The sequence below is a fragment of the Pseudoxanthomonas sp. genome (assembly GCF_036845285.1).
Taxonomy (GTDB): Bacteria; Pseudomonadota; Gammaproteobacteria; order Xanthomonadales; family Xanthomonadaceae; genus Pseudoxanthomonas_A.
On record NZ_DAIUEE010000001.1, the window covers coordinates 24,118 to 41,803 of the forward strand.

The following is a 17,686-nucleotide window of genomic DNA, read 5'->3' on the forward strand; positions in this document are numbered from 1 at the left end:
CCCTGGCGGCGGCGTGGGACCGGTCGACGATACTCCGTGCTCCCATGGCCCGCCAGTGAAAACGGCGGCTGCCGCTTGCACGATCCTCCGGCATGTTTGCCCGATGTGCCGGACGGTCGGCGGGCCGTTGCCATCAGGCACGCGCTTGCGCCATCGTGATGCGCATGTCGGTCCATCGCCACCCACTGGAAGTCTCCGCGCGCGCCAGCGAGGCTGGCGACGGCAGAGTGCTGGTCGTGGTCGTCGCCACCGAGGGCTCGACGTATGTGCGGCAGGGCGCAATGGCGGTGTTCGCTTCCGACGATGCGCAAACCGGTTGGTTGAGCGGCGGATGCCTGGAGCCGGAGATCGCACGTCGTGCGCGGCACGCGGTGGCCGGCGGAGGCCTGGACGCCATGGACATCGACACGCGCGACGACGAAGACCTGTTGGCCGGCTCGGCAGTCGGTTGCCGCGGACGGCTGCATCTCGCGCTGCTGCCGCTGGACCGCCTGCCGGGCTGGTCGCAGGTGGTGCAGGCGTGGTGGCAGGGCGCGGGTCCGCTGTCGCTGCGGCTGACCGGCGAAGGCACCGTGTCCGCGAGCGCGGGCGACGCCGCACGGACATGGGCGCTGCCCGTCGCGACATCCGCTACGGCCGACATCGCAGGCGAGGTGACGGTGCCGCCACCGCCACGCGTCGCGATCTTCGGTGCCGGTCCCGAGACGCGCATGCTGGTGGCGTGGCTGCGCCAGCTCGGCTGGCACGTCACCGTGGTGGAACGGCGCGCGCGCTGGGTGCCCGCGGATGAGGTCGCGGATGACTGGCGGATGCAGTCGCCCGACGAGGCCCTGCGGACGCTGCATCCTGCGCCGGACGCGGCGCTAGTGATGCACCACCATTTCGAACACGACCGTGAAGCGCTGGTCGCGCTCGCCGATACCGCCATCCCCTTCATCGGCCTGCTCGGCCCGGTGCGCCGACGCGAAGACCTGTTGCGGGTGATCCCGCACGCGCTGCACGCATCGCTGCTGTCGCGACTGCATTCACCCATCGGCCTGAAACTGGGCGGGCAGGGGCCGGAAGCGATCGCGCTGAGCATCGCCGCGCAACTGCAGGCGTGGCATCACGGTGAATCCGCATGAACCTGGTGCATGCCGCCGTCGTGTTGGCCGCCGGTGACAGCACGCGGCTGGGGCGAGCGAAACAACTGCTGACGTGTGACGGTGAAACCCTGGTGCACCGTGCCGCACGACTGGCACTGGAGTCGGGCGCGGCGCGCGTACTGGTTGTCGTCGGCGCGCATGCGGACCAGATGCGAATTGCGCTGGACGATCTGCCGCTCGACTGCGTCGTCAATGTCGCATGGCAAACCGGCATGGCCGGCAGCCTGCGCCTGGCCGCCGACGCACTCGCCACGCACGAAGGCGCGACGCTGCTGCTGACCTGCGATCAGCCGGCATTGGCGTCGCCGCACTTGCTGGCATTGCGGGCTGCCGCGGAACGGTCTTCAACAGGTTCGGCAGGAACACGCTTCGGTGACAAGATCGGCGTGCCGGCATGGGTGTCGGCGAACGTTCTGCGTCGCGCCAGGACACTGCCCGATGGCGACCGTGGCCTACGCGATGTGCTCAATGGCGAAGGTCTGGATGTCGCCGCTTGCGATGCGCCAGAGCTGGCCTACGACATCGATACGCCGGACGACATGGACGCCGCCATCGCGAAGGGATGGCTGGATCTGGTGTCGTGACCCAACGAGGGCGCCGGCCGTGCCGGCACCCTCGCGGATCCGTCAGATCGCGCGCAGCGCCTGCGTGATCGGCAGGCGGGCCGCACGCAGCGCGGGGAACAGGCCGCCGACCAGGCCGATGCCGAGCGCCCACTTCAAGCCACTCCACAGCAGCTCCGGTGTGACCTTGAACTGGAACACCACCTGGCTGAAGTTGCTGCCCAGCGTGGCCACGCTGTAGCCGTTGAACACCACCCAGGCGATCAACCCGCCGAGCAGTCCGCCCAGCAGCGCCAGCAGCATCGTCTCCAGCATCACCGCCATCACCACCGGCAGGCCGCGGAAGCCGATCGCGCGCATCGTGGCGATCTCTCGCGCACGCCCGGCGACGGCCGCATACATGGTGTTGAGCGCACCGAATACCGCGCCGATCGCCATGATGGTGCCGATCACCGTACCGAGCACCTTGATCAGCGTGTTCAGGCCGGTCGATTGCTTGGTGTAGTAGTCGCGCGTGGTCAGCACGTCCAGCTTCAGACGCGGGTCGTTCTCCATCGCCTGCTTGAACTGGTCGAAGCCGGCCTTGCCTTCGGTGCGCACGGTGACCGACTGGTAGGCGCGGCGGTCGTAGGCCGACGACAGCGTGTCGATGTCGGTCCACAGCTCCGAGTCGTGCGCATCGCCGGAGGCGAACACACCGACGACCGTCCACTCCTGGTTGCCCAGCTTCAGCGTCTTGCCGACGTCCAGTCCGCGGTACTGGCCCTTCGCGCCCTGGCCGACGACGATCTCGCGCACGCCGACGTTGAACTTGCGACCCTCGGTCAGCTTCACCTGCGGGCGGATCGCCCACGCGGCATCGCTGACGCCGCGGAACTGCGCGTTGGCGTCCTCGCCGGTACTGGTCGTCGGCAGGTTGACGATCTGCGACAGTTCCGGCGACAGCAGTGCGCGCCCGTCCTTGCCCTTGGCGACGCCCGCCAGTGTCGAGATCAGCGGCACCTGGTCGCGGGTGATGACCGAGTTGGTCTCCGCCTGCGAGCCGCCACGCAGCACGATGGCGGTGTCTTCGCCGCCGGTCTGCTTGAGCGTCGCCGAAAAGCCTTCGCCCATCGCCAGCATCGCCACCAGCACGCCGACCACGCCGGCAATGCCGACCACGATCACCGACGAGGCGCCCCAGCGTTGCGGCAGGCTGGCGACGCCGATCTTCGCGGCCTCCAGCGACAGCCGCCCGCTGCGGGTGAGGAACAGCCACAGTGCCAGCGCCACGGCGATGCCGAGCACCGCGTACCACGGCAACACGATCCACACGCTCAGGCCGACGACCAGCGCCACGATGGAGATGAGGTTGCCCAACCATTGCTTCTTCATGTCATGTCTCCTGTCAGCGGCCGGCCAATGCATCGACGATCTTCAACCGCATCGCACGCGTGGCGGGCAATGCGCCAACGACCAACCCGATCGCGACCATCAATCCCAGGCCCACGCCCCAGGTCTGTGCCGGGATGGACGGCAACGCGATCATGCCGTTGCTGGCGCCGCTCAGCACCGGGATGATGGCCGAGGCGATCGCCATGCCCAGTACACCGCCCAGCACGATCAGCAGCACCGATTCGACCAGGACGAGCACCAGCACGGTGCCGTTGGTGAAGCCCAGCGTCTTCAGCACCGCGAGTTCCGGAACGCGCTCGCGCACCGCCTGCGCCATGGTGTTGCCGGTCAGCAGCAGCAGGGTGAAGAACACCGCCGCCATGATCGCGGTGACGATCAGGCCGATGTCGGCGAACTGCTTGGCGAACGATTGGTTGAAGGCCTGCTCGGTCTGCGTCTTGGTCTCATGCGAGGAGTTGGCCGAGATCGCATCGATGGCGTTGGCCACGCGGGTGGCGTGGTTCACGTTGTCCAGCTTCACCATGTACCAGCCGATCTGGCCGTTGACGTACTGGTTGGCCTCGTCGAAGTACTTCCAGTGGAACAGCAACTGGTTCTCTTCACCCTTGCGCTTGCTGTCGGCCAGCTTGAACGTGCCGCGCAGCGTCAGCGGCCATGCATTGCTGCCGTCCTTCTGCGGGAAGATCGTCGCCTGCAGCGGGATGGTGTCGCCGATCTTCCAGCCGAAGCGCCTGGCCAGGTTCTCGCCGACGATGGCGCCGGTGCGGTCGGCTTCCCAGGCCTTCAGCTGCGCGGGGTCGATGACGTATTCCGGGTACATGTCCATGTAGCCGGGGCCGACAGAGAAGTTCGGGAAGAAATTCTTCGGGTCCTTGTAGATGCCACCGAACCAGGCGGCGTAGGCGCTCTTCTTCACACCCGGCGTTGCGTCGATTCTGGCCGCCAGGCTGTATGGCAGCATCTGCGTGATGGACAACCGCGAGGCAACGACCAGGCGGTCCGCACCGGCCACGCTGCCGCCGGAATTGAACGCCACGCGCACCGAGTCGAGCAGGCCGAACAGCAGGAAGGCCGCGACCACGGACAGCAACGTCAACGACGTCCGCGTCTTGCTGCGGAACAGCGCCGACCATATCAGCGAGAAATATTTCATGTCCGCCTCCGGTCAGTGCGCGCCGACGGGGGCGTCGGCCAGTTCGCCCTTGTCCAGGTGGATGGTGTGGGTGGCGTACTCGGCTGCCTTGGGATCGTGCGTGACCATGATGATGGTCTTGCCGTGTTCCTTGTTGAGCATCTGCAGCAGGTTGAGGATCTCCTCGGCCGAATGACGGTCGAGGTCGCCGGTCGGTTCGTCGCAGATCAGGAACGTCGGGTCGGACACAATGGCGCGCGCGATCGCCACGCGCTGCTGCTGGCCGCCGGACAGTTCGTTGGGGCGGTGCGACTTGCGGTCGGCCAGGCCGACCAGCTGCAACGCGATCTCCGCGTTGCGCTTGCGCTGCGCGCCGCCGAGCTTGGTCAGCAGCAGCGGCAGTTCGACGTTGCGCTGCGCGGTCAGCGTGGGCATCAGGTTGTAGAACTGGAACACGAAGCCGACGTGCGAGCTGCGCCAATGCGCGAGCTGGCCGTCGTTCATGCGGTCGATGCGCTGGCCCTCGATCTCGATCTCGCCGCCGCTGGGCGTGTCGAGGCCGCCGATCAGGTTGAGCAGCGTGGTCTTGCCGGAGCCGGACGGACCCATCAGCGCGACGAAGTCGCCATGCGGGATGTCCAGGTCGATGCCGTGCAGCACCTGCACCTTTTCGGGGCCGCGCTGGTAGGTCTTGGTGAGGTTGCGGATGGAAACCAGGGAAGACATCGGCAAGGTCCTTGTTGGAGGCGGGAAGGCGAACGGCGATGCTGCGGTTCGTACAGGGCGGAACTCGTCCTCGATGGACACGGTCCGCCCGTCAGGACGACGGAGGGCGTCGCCCGGGATCGACACGCGCCGGTGGAGAGGCGCGGATAGTCCGGTGATTCGCCGTGCGAGGGAGATCCTCACGCGATGGACCCTTTACTCGGTGTCTTCGGCCAGCACGACCTTGGCACCGTCCTTCAGTTCGGCGGGTGGGTCCAGCACGACGGTCTCGCCGGCCTGCAGTCCCTCGGTGACGTGGACGTCGTCGCCCAGCTTGCCGGCGACCTTCAGGCCGTGCTGCTGCACGGTATCGTCGTCGCCGACCACGAAAGCCACCTGCGCGCCATTGCGCTCGACCACCGCGGCGCCGGGAACGCGCACGCCCTTGGGCTGATCGGCCTGCTGCGGCTTGGCGGCTTCCAGGAAGCTCACGCGCACGCCCATGTCGGGCACGATGCGCGGGTCCTTGACGTTCAGCGCCACGCGCACCTTGACGGTGGCCTTGCTGCGGTCGGCGGTCGGAATGATGGCGATCACCTCGCCGGGGATCTGCCACTCGGGATAGGCGTTCAGCGTGGCCTGGATCGGCATCTTCGGCTGCACGCGGCCGATGAAGGACTCGTTGACCTCCACTTCCACTTCCAGCGACTCCATGTCGACGATGGTGCCGATGCCGGTGCGGGTGAAGCCGCCGCCGGCCGACAGCGGCGAGACGATTTCGCCCGGTTGCGCGGCCTTGGCGATCACCACGCCGGCGAACGGGGCGCGCACGATGGTGTTGTCCAGGCCGATGTCGGCGATCTTCAGGCGGTCGGCGGCGGTGCGCTCGTTGCGCTGCGCGGTCAGCAACTGCGCGCGCAGCAGGTCGCGCTGGGCGATGGCCTGGTCGTACTGCGCCTTCGACACCAGTTGCTGTGCGACCAGCGACGACAGGCGGCGCGCGTTCGCCTCGGCTTCCACCAACTGCGCCTGCACACCGCCGGTCTGGCTGCGCGCGGCCTGCAGCTGGCTCTGCGACAGCGCGCGGTCGGCATCGGCGTCGATCGGTTCCAGCCGCGCCAGTACCTGGCCGGCCTCGACCCGCATGCCTTCCTCGATCAGCACTTCCTGCACCTTGCCGGTGACCTTGGCCGACACCGTCGCCATGCGGCGCGCGACCACATAGCCGGACGCATCCAGCACCGAGGCGGACGCGCCACCGCCGCCGAGTGCGACGGTCGGCGCGGTCCGCACTTCGATCGGCTTCTCGCGCCCCAGCAGCGCCCAGGCCGCAGCGGCCAGCGCCAGCAGCACGGCCACCACCGCCAGCGTGATCCACAGGCCACGACGCGACGGCGGGGCGGGCGGCGGCGCCTTGCGGTCGATACGGAGTTCCTTCAGCAGGTCGGCAGAGCTGTTCATGCGTATCCAGACGGTGAATGCGGGGAAGTGTGACCAGCAAGGGTAACGGAAGCCTAGTTGCCGGAAGTCACTTCGTGCGGCGATGGCCGGCCACCGCCTGCCACGGGACGCATCCTGGGCCAGCGGGGCGCCGCATCCCAGTGACACCTGTCACCTGATTCGCCTGAGGGCCTGCACTCATCACGCGGCACCTCGATCGGCAACATGGCGGCACCCTCCGACGAGACCGTCGCATGAACGTCGCAAGCCTGACCTCCGCACCGCTGGCCCGCCTGCGCGGCGTGCGCCACCACTATGGCAAGACCCTGGCACTGGATGGCCTGGACCTGGCGCTGCCGGCCGGCCAGGTGCTGGCCCTGCTCGGCCCGAACGGTGCCGGCAAGAGCACCGCGATCGGCCTGCTGCTGGGCCTGCAGCGCGCCGACGCCGGCACCGTCGAGCTGTTCGGCCTGCCGCCGCAGTCGCTGGACGCGCGTCGCCGTGCCGGCGTGATGCTGCAGTCGGCGGCCGTGCCCGACACGTTGAAAGTGCGCGAGCTGATCGACCTGACGCGCGCCTACTACCCGCAGCCGCGCAGCGTGGCGGACCTGGTCGCGCTGGCCGGCCTCGATGGCCTGATGGCGCGCGGCTACGGCCAACTGTCCGGCGGGCAACAGCGGCGCGTGCAGTTCGCGCTCGCCATCTGCGGCCGGCCCGAGCTGCTGTTCCTCGACGAACCCACCACCGGCCTCGACATCGATGCGCGACAGACCCTGTGGAAGGCGATCCGCGAACTGCGCGCACAGGGCTGCGCGGTGCTGCTGACCACTCACTATCTGGAAGAAGCCGAAGCACTCGCCGACCGCGTGGTGGTGGTGAACCATGGACGCGTGGTGGCGGAAGGGACCGTCGCGCAGATCCGCGCGCACGTGGCCCAGCGCCGCATCCGCTGCACCAGCGCGCTGCCGGCCGAACGGATACAGGGCTGGCCGGGCGTGCAACGCGCGCAGCGTGACGGGGCGCGGCTGGAGATCGTCGCCGACGCGGCCGAAACCGTCGTCCGTCGCCTGCTGGCCGAAGACGCCGCCCTGTCCGACCTGGAAGTACAGCGCGCCGGCCTGGCCGACGCCTTCCTTGCCCTCACCCGTGATGCCACCGACCAGGAGGCCGCCTGATGGACACGATCGCCGCTGTTCCGTTTTCCTCCCGCCGCGCCTACCTGCTGGAAGCGCGCTACGAATTCCTGCGCCTGCTGCGCACGCCGTCGTTCTCGCTACCCTGCCTGCTGTTCCCGCCGGTGTTCTACCTGCTGTTCGGCGTGCTGCTGGGCGGCAAGGGTGGACCTGCCGCCGCCACTTACATGCTGGCGGGCTACAGCGTGTTCGGCGTGATGGGTGTGGCACTGTTCGGTTTCGGCGTGACCGTGGCGATGGACCGCGAACAGGGCCTGCTGACCCTGAAGCGCGCGCAACCAATGCCGCCGGGCGCGTATCTCGTCGCCAAGATGGCGATGGCGGTGCTGTTCGCGGCGATCATCCTGCTGCTGCTCGGCACGCTGGCGGTCGGCGTGGCCGGCGTGCGGCTGTCCACGCTGCAGTGGCTGGCGCTGGTGGCGACCTGCCTGGTCGGCGTGCTGCCCTTCAGCGCGCTCGGCCTGTGGCTGGGGACACTGGTGAGCGGGCGCGGTGCGCCGGCGCTGATCAACCTGATCTACCTGCCGATGGCGTTCCTGTCCGGCCTGTGGGTGCCGCTGTCGATGCTGCCCGGCGTCCTGCAGTCCGTCGCACCCGCATGGCCGGCGTATCATCTGGCGCAGATCGCGCAGAAGGTGGTCGGCATGGATGCGGGACGGCCGCTGGCCCTGCATGTCGCCGTGCTGGTCGCGATCACCGTGGTGTTCTTCGTGCTGGCGCGCCGCCGCCTGGCGCGGTGAGCCGGCCGGCACAAGGAGTCGTCGATGAACCTGCTTGCCTCTCCCTTGCTGCGCACGGCCACCCGCGTGCGGGATCGCCTGATTCCCGAGGCGCTCGGCCTGGGCTGGATGCCGATCTTCCTGCTGGGCTACCTCGTATTCCTGTTCGTGCCGCTGCTGGTGCCTTCCAACGCCAACTGGGGCCAGAGCGTGCGCTGGTACCTGTGGCCCACGCTGCTGTCCATCGCCGTGTTCCTGCCGATGTACTTCCTGGCGTACCGCGGCAGCGCGATGACGCGCGTGCTGTGCACGGTGGGGATTGCCGCGCTGGGCTACGGCCTGATGTCGTTCAATGCGTTCTCCAACACGTACGTGATCTATGCGGCGGCCTTCGTGGCCCTGCTTCCCGGCAGGCTGTGGATGCGCGTGGGTGCGCTGCTGGTGCTGCTGGCAGGGTACTGCGGCATGGGGGTCTGGCTCGGTTTTCCCGTCTTCGTGCCGGTGGTGACGGCGATCATCTCGGTGGCGGTGTTCACCGGCAACTACTTCCAGTCGGAAACCGTGCGCAAGCGCGCGGAGCTGAAGCTGTCGCACGAGGAAGTCCGGCGGCTGGCCGCGCTGGCCGAGCGCGAGCGCATCGGCCGCGACCTGCACGACCTGCTCGGCCATACGCTGTCGCTGGTGGCGCTGAAGTCGGATCTCGCCGGTCGGCTGATCGAACGCGATCCGCAGGCGGCGCGCAACGAGATCGTCGAGGTCAGTCGCGTGGCTCGCGATGCGCTGGCGCAGGTGCGACGCGCGGTCACCGGCATCCGTGCCGCCGGCCTGGCGGCCGAACTGGCCTCGGCGAAACTGCTGCTGGAGTCGGACGGCATCACGCTGCGCTACGACGCGCAGGAGGTGGTGGTGCCGCCCGATCTTGAAACCGTGCTTGCACTGGCCCTGCGCGAAGCGGTCACCAACATCCAGCGCCATGCCCGCGCCACGCTCGCCGAGGTATCGCTCGCATCCACGGACGACCAGGTGCAGCTGCGCATCCGCGACAACGGCGTCGGCAGCGCGGCCGTGCCCGGCAACGGCCTGGGCGGCATGCGCGAGCGGGTCGAATCGCGTGGGGGTCGCCTGCGCATCGAGTCGACGCTGCGGCAGGGCACCTGCGTGGAGATCGTGCTGCCGTTGCCGTCGCGGGAGGACGAGCCATCGCGCACCGCGAAGCACAACGAAGGCACTGTAGGAGCGACGTAAGTCGCGACCGCATGGCCTCGGTTCCAATGAAGTCGGGCGAAGCTGTGCGGTCGGGTGTACGCAGACACCCCCCTCTTTTTGGCCGGCATATCAGAGAGTTCATGCGCTGCGATCGCGACTTACGTCGCTCCTACAGTAAAGCGCGCGCCCACTTTGCTAGCGTGATTTGCTAGCGTGTCCTCCGACCCCGTCGCCGTGATGTGCCGATGATCCGCGTACTGCTTGCCGAAGACCAGGCCATGGTGCGGGGTGCGCTCACCGCATTGCTCGGCATGGAAAGCGACATCGAGGTGGTCGGCAGCGCGGCCGACGGCGAGGCAGCGTGGCGCGAGTTGCAGCGGCTGAAGCCGGACCTGCTGGTCACCGACATCGAGATGCCGGGCCTGAGCGGCCTGGAGCTGGCACAGCGCATCCAGCGGCATGACCTGCCCTGCAAGGTCGTCATCGTCACCACGTTCGCGCGCGGCGGCTTCCTGCGGCGCGCGCTCGATGCTGGCGTGTCCGGCTACCTGCTGAAGGATGCGCCCGCCGAGGACCTGGCGGAGGCCTTGCGCAAGGTGCATCGCGGCGGGCGCGCCATCGATCCGCAACTCGCGCTTGAAGCGTGGTCGGAGGCGGATCCGCTCAACGACCGTGAACGCCAGGTGCTTCGGCTGGCCGGTGAAGGCCAGTCGGCCGGCGACATCGCGAAGCAGCTGAACCTCTCGCAGGGCACCGTGCGCAACTACCTGTCCGAGGCGATCGGCAAGCTCGGCGTCGCCAATCGCATCGAGGCGTACCGGCTCGCGCGCCAGCGCGGGTGGCTATAGCGCCGCCAGGATGTGCCGTGGTTGGCACTTCCGGTGTGCGCCGGGTTGTCTCCCGGGGCAGTGCGACCTAGTCTGGCCCGACCATTGCCGCGCCCCCACGGAATGCCACAACGCCGCCGTCTTGCCAATCGCCTCGGCCTGCTCGCCGCCGCGCTGATCTTCGTCGCGGTCGGCGTCGGCGTGGTGCTCGGCGCGCAGCGTTTCATCGTCGACGCCAACCGCGTCTCGCACACCAACGAAGTGATCGCGCTGGTGGTCGCCATCGAAGCGCAGCTGCGCGATGGCGAATCCGCGCAGCGCGGCTACCTGTTGACCGCCGACGTCGACTACCTGGCCGATTACCAGCGCAGTCGTGGCGACCTGCCCGAGATGATGGTGAAGCTGCAGGCTCTGGTGCGCGACAATCCCGACCAGAGCCGGCGGGTGCTGGCGTGGAAACTCGAGATCGAACGCCGGCTCGGGCAGATGGACGCCATCCTCGGCAATTACGCCACCGGTGGCCTCGCCTCGGCGCAACGCTCGATCGGCCAGGAAGCGCGCCGCAGCTCGGCCGCCCTGCGCGCACAGGCACGACAGCTCGTGGCCAGCGAACAGCAGTTGCTGGTGCAGCGCGCCGAGTCCAGCCGCACAAGCGCCAACCTGCTGCGTGCGCTGGCGATCCTCGGTATTCCGCTGGGCCTGGTCATCATCGCCGTGGTGTACGGCTGGCTGGTCGCCGAGATCCGCCACCGCGCCCGTGCCGAGGCCGATGGCGACGACGCGCGCGGCGACCTGGTGCGCAACATCCAGGCGCTGGAACAGCACGGTGCCGACCTCAACGAACTCAGCCGCTATGGCGGCATGCTGCAGAGCTGCGTGCGCGCCGAGGAGGCGATCGGCCTGGCCACCCAGTACTTCTCCCGCCTGCTGCCGGAGACCGGTGGCACGCTCTATCGCGTGCGCGCCTCGCAGGACTATGCCGAGGAAGTCGCGCACTGGGGTGAGCATGCGATCAACGGGCCGGCGATGTTCCCGCTGCCGGATTGCTGGGCGCTGCGCCGTGGCCAACCGCATATCCACCGCGCGCACCACGAACTGCTGCCGTGCAATCACGTGTCCACGCCGTCGCTCGGCGCCACGCCGACCTACGCCTGCGTGCCGCTGATCGCGCAGGGCAGCCAGCTGGGTTTGCTGTACCTGTCCAGCCATGACGACGCCTTCCTCGCGCGCCTGGACCTGGTGAAGACCGCCGCCGAACAGCTGTCGATGGCGCTCTCCAGCCTGGACCTGCAGGCGCGCCTGCGCGTGCAGTCGATCCGCGAGCCGCTGACCGGCCTGTTCAACCGCCGCTACCTGGAAGAATCGCTGGCGCGCGAACTGGCGCGCTGCGAGCGCCGCGGGATGCCGCTCGGCCTGATGATGCTGGACCTGGACCACTTCAAGCGCTTCAACGACCTGCATGGGCATGCCGGCGGCGACGCGCTGCTGTCCGAGTTCGGCCGCCTGCTGCAGGCGCTGTCGCGCGACGAGGACATCGCCTGTCGCTACGGTGGCGAGGAGTTCACCCTGATCCTGCCGGAAGCCGATCCGCTCACCGTGCAGGCGCGCGCGGAAGCGATCCGTGCCGGCGTGGAAGGTATGCGGGTGATGCACCTGGGGCAGGAACTGCCGCCGGTGACGGTGTCGATCGGCGTGGCGATGTTCCCGCAGCACGGCGGGCTGGGCGAAAGCCTGATGCGGCATGCGGACGCCGCGCTCTATCGCGCCAAGCACGCCGGCCGCAACCGCGTCGAAACCGCGACGCTGGACCTGGCCGGCGATCAGTCGGCGGCGTAACGCGCCTTCAGCATCGCGTACGCGCTGCGCAGCGCCAGCGCTTCGCCACCGGCCGGACGCCCGGCGCGGTCGCTGTCGTTCCAGGCGTAGACGTCCAGATGCGCCCACTTCATGCCATCGGGGACGAAGCGTTCGAGATACAGCGCGGCGGTGACCGCACCGGCCATGCGTGAGCCGGCATTGGCCAGGTCGGCGATGCCACTGGTGAGATAACGCAGGTATGGACGCCACAACGGCATGCGCCACACCGGGTCGCGCATGCGCTCGCCTGCCGTTATCCAGTCGTGGGCGAGCGCATCGTCGTTGGCGAACAGCGCCGGCAGGTCCGGCCCCAGCGCGATGCGCGCCGCGCCGGTCAGCGTGGCGAAGTCCAGCAGCAGCTCGGGCGCCTGTTCGCCGGCATAGGCCAGTGCATCGCACAGGATCACGCGGCCTTCGGCATCGGTGTTGTCGATCTCGACGCTGACGCCCTTGCGTGTGGCGATCACTTCGCCGGGGCGGAACGCATTCGGGCCGATGGCGTTCTCGACTGCCGGCACCAGCAGCGTCAGCCGCACCGGCAACGCACGCGCCATCACCAGTCGGGCCAGCGCGATCGCGTGCGCGGCGCCGCCCATGTCCTTCTTCATGTGGCGCATGCCGTCGGCCGGCTTGATGTCCAGGCCGCCGGTGTCGAAGCACACGCCCTTGCCGACCACCGCCACGTGCGGATGCGACGCGTCGCCCCAGCGCAGCGCGATCAGGCGCGGCGCGCGATGCGACGCGCGGCCGACCGCATGGATGGCGGGGAAGTTCTGTTCGAGCAGTGCCTCACCGGCAATGACGTCCACCTCCGCGCCATGCGTGGCGGCAAGCGCGCGCACGGTGGCTTCCAGGTCGTCCGGGCCCATGTGTTCGGTCGGTGTGTTGACCAGGTCACGCACCTGCAGGCTGGCATCAAGCAGGTCGAGCGCTTCGGCATCGGCCTGCGGCAGCACCAGTCGCGCCGGCTTGCGTGCGGGCTGCTTGTAGCGGTCGAACCGGTAGCTGCCGAGGCCCCAGCCCAGTTGCAGTGCGATGCGCGCGTCATCCGCAAGGTCGCCCGCGATCTCCCAGTCGCCGGCCGGCAGGCCGAACGGGGCGTGCGCATAACTGTAGGGATCGAGCGCATCGCCGATGCCGACCACCGCACCCGCAAGACCGTCTTCGCCGGGAAGCAGCAGCAGCGAGCCGGGCGAGGCGGTGAACGCCTGCGCGTCGATCCATGCGTTGATGGCCGGCGACTGCGACGCGCGCCACGTGGCCAGTTGCGTGCGTGCAAGCACGTGCAGCTGACGCGCGTTGGCGGAGGAGTCGATGTAGGCGAGGGCGGCGCTCATGCGGTGGTGTGTTCCGTGGCGAAGTCGGGGTGCGCGTCCAGCCAGTCGGCCAGCGCGGTGAGGGTGGTGAATTCCAGGTCGGGGCGCAGCGCGTCGTGCGGCCATGCACGCGGGTGGCCGCCATGGTCTTCCGGACGGTTGATCCAGCAACTGCGCAGGCCGGCCCGCAGCGCGCCGACCGCATCCATCTCGATGTGGTCGCCGACATGGAGCACTTCGCCTGGCGGTACGCCGAGCAGGTCGCAGGCGGCGTGGAAGATGCTGGCATCGGGTTTCGCCGCGCCGTGCTCACGCGAATGGACCTGGTGCACGAACAGGTGGCCCAGCCCGATCCGCTGCAGGTCGGCGTTGCCGTTGGTCACCGCGGCGACCGGCAGGCGCGCGGCGATGCGCTGCAGCGCTTCCAGCGCGTCCGGGTAGTACTCGACCTGGTTGCGGGCGGCGTAGAAGGTCTCGTACGCCGGTTCCAGCAGCGCCATGTCGGCGCCGCTCTCGCGCAGGGCGTGCTCCAGCGTCAGCCGTCGCAGGCGGCTGAGGTCGTGGAGGTACTGCGGATGGGCGTCGAAGACCTGTTCGCGCACGGCGCGCATGCGCTCGACGGGAAACATGGCGGCGGTGGCGGGGCTGTGTTCGCGCAGCCAGTCGTCGAGGACGCGCTCGATGCGTGCGCCGATGGGGGCGAACGGCCAGAGGGTGTCGTCGAGGTCGAGGGTGATGGCGCGGACGGGGAAGCTCATCGGGGCGATTTTACACCCGGGCGGGCAGGGGTTCTTTCACCGGCGCCATGATGAAGCCCCTCTCCCTGCGGGAGAGGGGTTGGGGTGAGGGGCAACGAAGTCCACCGCCTGTGCGGACATTGGACCTCTCCAGATGTACGCCACCGCTTCGGGTTGCTTGGCCCGGAGGGATGGGTTCTGTTGACCTGCAGGCATGGCGCCGCTCGCCGCGGAGGGCGTCCCTTTCTTTGCTCGTGCAAAGAAAGGAACCAAAGAAACACGCCCCAGGCGGCACGCCCTGCGCTTCGCTCCGGGTCCGCGAGCGGGCCGGGAATTTTCGTAAGGCACATCCATATGCCATACGAAAACGCCGCCATCCCTGGCGGCGCCCTACGGGTTTTACCCGGCCCGCTAGCCGTGCCTCATGGGGCCCGAAAGACGAGAGCAAAACGAAGCTCGCATCGGATGCATCTGGAGTGGCTTCTGGGCCCCCTGAGGTCCGGCAGTCACGGTGGGTAAAACCCGTAGGGCGGCGCACATGGATGTGCGCCGTTTTCGTACGGGGCAGGATGCCCCGCACGAAAATTCCCGCCGGGACTGCGCACCCGCCGCTTGCGGCGGGCGGACCGCCGGGGTGTGCTTTCTTTGCCTACTTTCTTTGCACAAGCAAAGAAAGTAGGGCCTCCGCGGCGAGCGGCGCCATGCATGGAAAACAAAATCTGTCCCGCAAGGCCATCGAACCAATCGGCCCATCGTGCATGTTGTGCCCGTCAAAGCAGATCAAAGGGCCGGACTTCGTTGGCCCTCACCCCAACCCCTCTCCCGGTGGGAGAGGGGCTCAATGCCTCGAAGGTGTCGTGCTCACTCCAGCAGCCGCGCCCACCCTTCCATGCCCTCGATCCGCCCCAGTACCAGCTTCACGCACACCAGCAGCGGCACCGCCAGCAACAAACCGATCATCCCCCACAGCCACCCGAACAGCATCAGCGCCAGGATCAGCACCAGTGGCGACAGCGCCATCCGCCGGCCCAGGATGATCGGCGTGACGATCTGGCCTTCGATCGTGTGCAGCACCAGGTAGGTGATCGCCGGCAGCATCGACTGCAACGGTTGCTCGAAACTGATGAACCCCACCAGCAGCATCGCCACCATCCCGATCAGCGGCCCCACGTAGGGCGCGAAATTCAGCAGCGCCGCCATCGTGCCCCACAGCAGCGCCTCGGCCAGCGGCAGGCCCAGCAGGTACAGCACGCCGGCGAACACGAAGCCCACCACCGTGTTGATGATGCTGATGGTCAGCACGTAGCGCGATACTTCACGTTCGATCGAGTGCAGGATGTCGACGGTGAATTTCTTCTGCTGCCGTCCGGGCAGCAGTGCGATCGCGTTGCGCTGCAGGTTCTCGCCGTACACCATGAAGAAGAACGTCAGCAGCACCACCGCCAGCAGCGACGCCAGCACGCGCGGTGTGGCCAGCAGCTTGCGGTAGGGGTCGTCGGCGGCGGCCTGCACGACCTGCGGCTGCCGGCCGGAGGTCTGGCCGCCGGCGGCGGCGCGGGCGAAGTTCTCGGCCGCCTTGTTGGCGTCCTGCACGGGCTTGGTCAGCTCGCGCAGCTTGGGTGCCAATTGGCGCATCTCGCGCGGCGCCTGCTGCGCCCATTCCATTGCCGACGGCAGCATCTTCTGCGCGAGCAGGCCGGTGAAGGCCATGCCGCCGACCAGCACGATCAGTGCGCCCATGAAGCGCGGCACGTAGATCCGCCGCAGCGCGCGGATGATCGGATTGCCGACCAGCGCGAAGAACATCGCCAGCAGCACCGGCAGCAGCACTTCCTGCGCGGCCCACAGGGTGTAGCCGACGGCCAGCGTCGCCAGGACGAGCAGGGGCGTGGAGGCGCGCGGACGCGATGGAGGAGGGACGATCGGGGCGGGAGCAGGGTCGGGTGGCGCAGGTGTGCTCATGGGCAGGATGCCGCCTGAAAGGATGCGCGATTGTGCAGTGATCCCTGTAGGAGCGACGTGAGTCGCGACCGCGAGCGGTGGCGGCCAGGAAGCTACGGGAAAGCCGCAGTGTTGCCGCACAGGCCGGGTGCAATGGGGCATTCCTTCGTGCGGTCGCGACTCACGTCGCTCCTACAGAAGCCCCGGAGTTCAGCGCTCCGACAGCTCGGTTGCCGCTTCGGCCGGACGCGGCGCGGTGACCACGATGTCGTCCTCATCGAAGGCCTCGTCCACCATCGGCTCTTCGTCGGCCTGCATGCCCTCGGCCTGTTCCTGCATGTCCTGTGCGGTGTCGGCCGCTTCTTCGGCCTGCTCGGCGGCGGCGGCCGCCTGCGCGGTGGCGACGAAACCGGAGACTGCGGTGAACATCTGCATCCAGCGCGCGCCGTTCATCGCGCGCAGCGGTTCTGCGCGGCCCGCCAGGAAGCCACTGACGAGGCCGGCGATGACGATGCGGCCCGGCGTCCAGCCCTCCTTCCAGGACTGCTTGAGGATCGTCCAATGCAGCGAGGCATGCGCGCTGCGCACTTCCACGCGCTTTTCGGCGCGCTCCACGTGCTGCTGCAATTGCTCGAAACGCATCAGGTTCCTCCGTCGGCGGTGGCGGAGGGCGCGGGCGGATCGTCGTCGCCGGTGCCGTCCTCGTCGAACAGGCCGAGTCTGGACAGCTGGCGACGCGTCGCGTGCATGCCGGTGTAATCGAAGTATCGACCGACCTTCCAGATCGCCAGGCCGGTGACCGCCAGGCTGAGCAGGGCGGCGAACGACAGCGACTGCAGCCACGAAAAGCCGAAGCGCTGCATCAAGGCGATCAGGGCGCCGGCGACCAGCAGCCAGGCCGAGGCGCCGAACACGATCGCCACGCCGGCCCACGCCAGCGCGCGGCCGAAGGCGCTGCGGGCCAGCGCGAAGTCTGCCGACACCAGCGCGCGCATTGCGCGGCCGGTGTCCTTGGCCGAGCCGAACGCGGCACGGCCGGCCTCACCGACCTCCTTCAGGCTGTCGATGAGGTCGGGCGGCGGGGGCGTTTCGGTGTCGCGGGGCGCGTCGCTCACGCGGCGGGCTTACTTGTTGCCGCCGCTGCGTGCCAGCTTGGCGATGATCCAGCCGGCGGCGAAGGCGACGCCGAACGAGGCGATCGGGCGTTCGCGGATCAGGTCCGCCGCGCTGTCGATCAGGTCGCGGCCCTTGTCCATCAGCGCATCGACCTGCTCGCGCGCCGCGCCGCCACCGGCTTCGGCGGCGGCCAGGCCCGACAGCGCACCGTCGGCCAGTTCGGATTTGACGTTCGCCTTGCCCAGGCGCAACTCGTCGCCGGCGGCGCTGGCGGCGCCCTTGATCGCTTCGCCCGCAGCCGCCGCGGCCGAGGCCAGGTGCGAGCCGGCTTCGCCGAGGTTGGACTTCAGGGCATCGGTATTGGTGGGCATGCTCATGGGTGTCTCCTGCGGGC

At 68.7% G+C, this 17,686-nt stretch carries 17 protein-coding genes; 7 read left to right on the forward strand and 10 right to left on the reverse strand.

Going from position 1 to position 17,686, the window contains the following annotated elements:
* Positions 1 to 164: 164 nt before the first annotated feature.
* Positions 165 to 1,124 (forward strand): XdhC family protein, encoded by a 960-nt coding sequence (locus tag V7060_RS00090; protein WP_334177239.1) that lies wholly within the window; start codon positions 165 to 167, stop codon positions 1,122 to 1,124.
* Positions 1,121 to 1,729 (forward strand): nucleotidyltransferase family protein, encoded by a 609-nt coding sequence (locus V7060_RS00095; RefSeq protein ID WP_334177240.1) that lies wholly within the window; start codon positions 1,121 to 1,123, stop codon positions 1,727 to 1,729. The genes V7060_RS00090 and V7060_RS00095 overlap by 4 nt, the downstream gene beginning before the upstream one ends.
* Before the next feature lie 42 nt (positions 1,730 to 1,771).
* Here the strand turns inward: V7060_RS00095 and V7060_RS00100 are convergent, their stop codons facing one another.
* The 4 genes from V7060_RS00100 to V7060_RS00115 form a co-directional block, all read right to left on the reverse strand.
* Entirely contained in the window at positions 1,772 to 3,082 is a 1,311-nt protein-coding gene (locus tag V7060_RS00100) for an ABC transporter permease (protein WP_334177241.1), read from the reverse strand.
* 13 nt (positions 3,083 to 3,095) lie between these two features.
* On the reverse strand, positions 3,096 to 4,256 hold the full coding sequence (locus tag V7060_RS00105; RefSeq protein ID WP_334177242.1) for an FtsX-like permease family protein: 1,161 nt from the start codon (positions 4,254 to 4,256) through the stop codon (positions 3,096 to 3,098).
* A gap of 12 nt (positions 4,257 to 4,268) precedes the next feature.
* On the reverse strand, positions 4,269 to 4,961 hold the full coding sequence (locus tag V7060_RS00110; RefSeq protein ID WP_334177243.1) for an ABC transporter ATP-binding protein: 693 nt from the start codon (positions 4,959 to 4,961) through the stop codon (positions 4,269 to 4,271).
* 195 nt (positions 4,962 to 5,156) lie between these two features.
* On the reverse strand, positions 5,157 to 6,401 hold the full coding sequence (locus tag V7060_RS00115; protein WP_334177244.1) for an efflux RND transporter periplasmic adaptor subunit: 1,245 nt from the start codon (positions 6,399 to 6,401) through the stop codon (positions 5,157 to 5,159).
* 233 nt (positions 6,402 to 6,634) lie between these two features.
* On the opposite strand from V7060_RS00115, the gene V7060_RS00120 reads away from it, so the two are divergent.
* The 5 genes from V7060_RS00120 (at position 6,635) to V7060_RS00140 (ending at position 12,161) form a co-directional block, all read left to right on the forward strand.
* Positions 6,635 to 7,555, forward strand: coding sequence for an ABC transporter ATP-binding protein (locus tag V7060_RS00120; RefSeq protein WP_334177245.1), 921 nt, complete (start codon positions 6,635 to 6,637; stop codon positions 7,553 to 7,555).
* Positions 7,555 to 8,313 carry an ABC transporter permease gene (locus tag V7060_RS00125; protein ID WP_334177246.1) on the forward strand — a complete coding sequence of 253 codons (759 nt, stop codon included), beginning with the start codon at positions 7,555 to 7,557 and terminating at the stop codon, positions 8,311 to 8,313. Before V7060_RS00120 ends, V7060_RS00125 begins: the two co-directional genes overlap by 1 nt.
* 24 nt (positions 8,314 to 8,337) lie before the next feature.
* Positions 8,338 to 9,537: a sensor histidine kinase gene (locus V7060_RS00130; protein WP_334177247.1), complete on the forward strand. Its 1,200-nt coding sequence runs from the start codon at positions 8,338 to 8,340 to the stop codon at positions 9,535 to 9,537.
* A 206-nt stretch (positions 9,538 to 9,743) separates the two neighbouring features.
* Positions 9,744 to 10,346 carry a response regulator transcription factor gene (locus tag V7060_RS00135; RefSeq protein WP_334177248.1) on the forward strand — a complete coding sequence of 201 codons (603 nt, stop codon included), beginning with the start codon at positions 9,744 to 9,746 and terminating at the stop codon, positions 10,344 to 10,346.
* Between the two features lie 102 nt (positions 10,347 to 10,448).
* Complete coding sequence (locus V7060_RS00140; protein WP_334177249.1) at positions 10,449 to 12,161, forward strand: diguanylate cyclase; 1,713 nt, start codon at positions 10,449 to 10,451, stop codon at positions 12,159 to 12,161.
* Here the strand turns inward: V7060_RS00140 and V7060_RS00145 are convergent.
* The 6 genes from V7060_RS00145 to V7060_RS00170 form a co-directional block, all read right to left on the reverse strand.
* Positions 12,146 to 13,519 carry a leucyl aminopeptidase family protein gene (locus V7060_RS00145; protein WP_334177250.1) on the reverse strand — a complete coding sequence of 458 codons (1,374 nt, stop codon included), beginning with the start codon at positions 13,517 to 13,519 and terminating at the stop codon, positions 12,146 to 12,148. The two genes, V7060_RS00140 and V7060_RS00145, sit on opposite strands and share 16 nt — an antisense overlap.
* Positions 13,516 to 14,256 (reverse strand): HAD-IA family hydrolase, encoded by a 741-nt coding sequence (locus V7060_RS00150; protein WP_334177251.1) that lies wholly within the window; start codon positions 14,254 to 14,256, stop codon positions 13,516 to 13,518. Before V7060_RS00150 ends, V7060_RS00145 begins: the two co-directional genes overlap by 4 nt.
* Before the next feature lie 840 nt (positions 14,257 to 15,096).
* Entirely contained in the window at positions 15,097 to 16,197 is a 1,101-nt protein-coding gene (locus tag V7060_RS00155) for an AI-2E family transporter (protein ID WP_334177252.1), read from the reverse strand.
* Positions 16,198 to 16,386: 189 nt separating this feature from the next.
* On the reverse strand, positions 16,387 to 16,818 hold the full coding sequence (locus V7060_RS00160; RefSeq protein WP_334177253.1) for a hypothetical protein: 432 nt from the start codon (positions 16,816 to 16,818) through the stop codon (positions 16,387 to 16,389).
* Complete coding sequence (locus V7060_RS00165) at positions 16,818 to 17,291, reverse strand: phage holin family protein (RefSeq protein WP_334177254.1); 474 nt, start codon at positions 17,289 to 17,291, stop codon at positions 16,818 to 16,820. The genes V7060_RS00160 and V7060_RS00165 overlap by 1 nt, the downstream gene beginning before the upstream one ends.
* 9 nt (positions 17,292 to 17,300) lie before the next feature.
* The gene (locus tag V7060_RS00170) at positions 17,301 to 17,663 is read right to left on the reverse strand and encodes a hypothetical protein (RefSeq protein WP_334177645.1); all 363 of its coding nucleotides are present in this window, start codon (positions 17,661 to 17,663) and stop codon (positions 17,301 to 17,303) included.
* Positions 17,664 to 17,686: the final 23 nt, after the last annotated feature.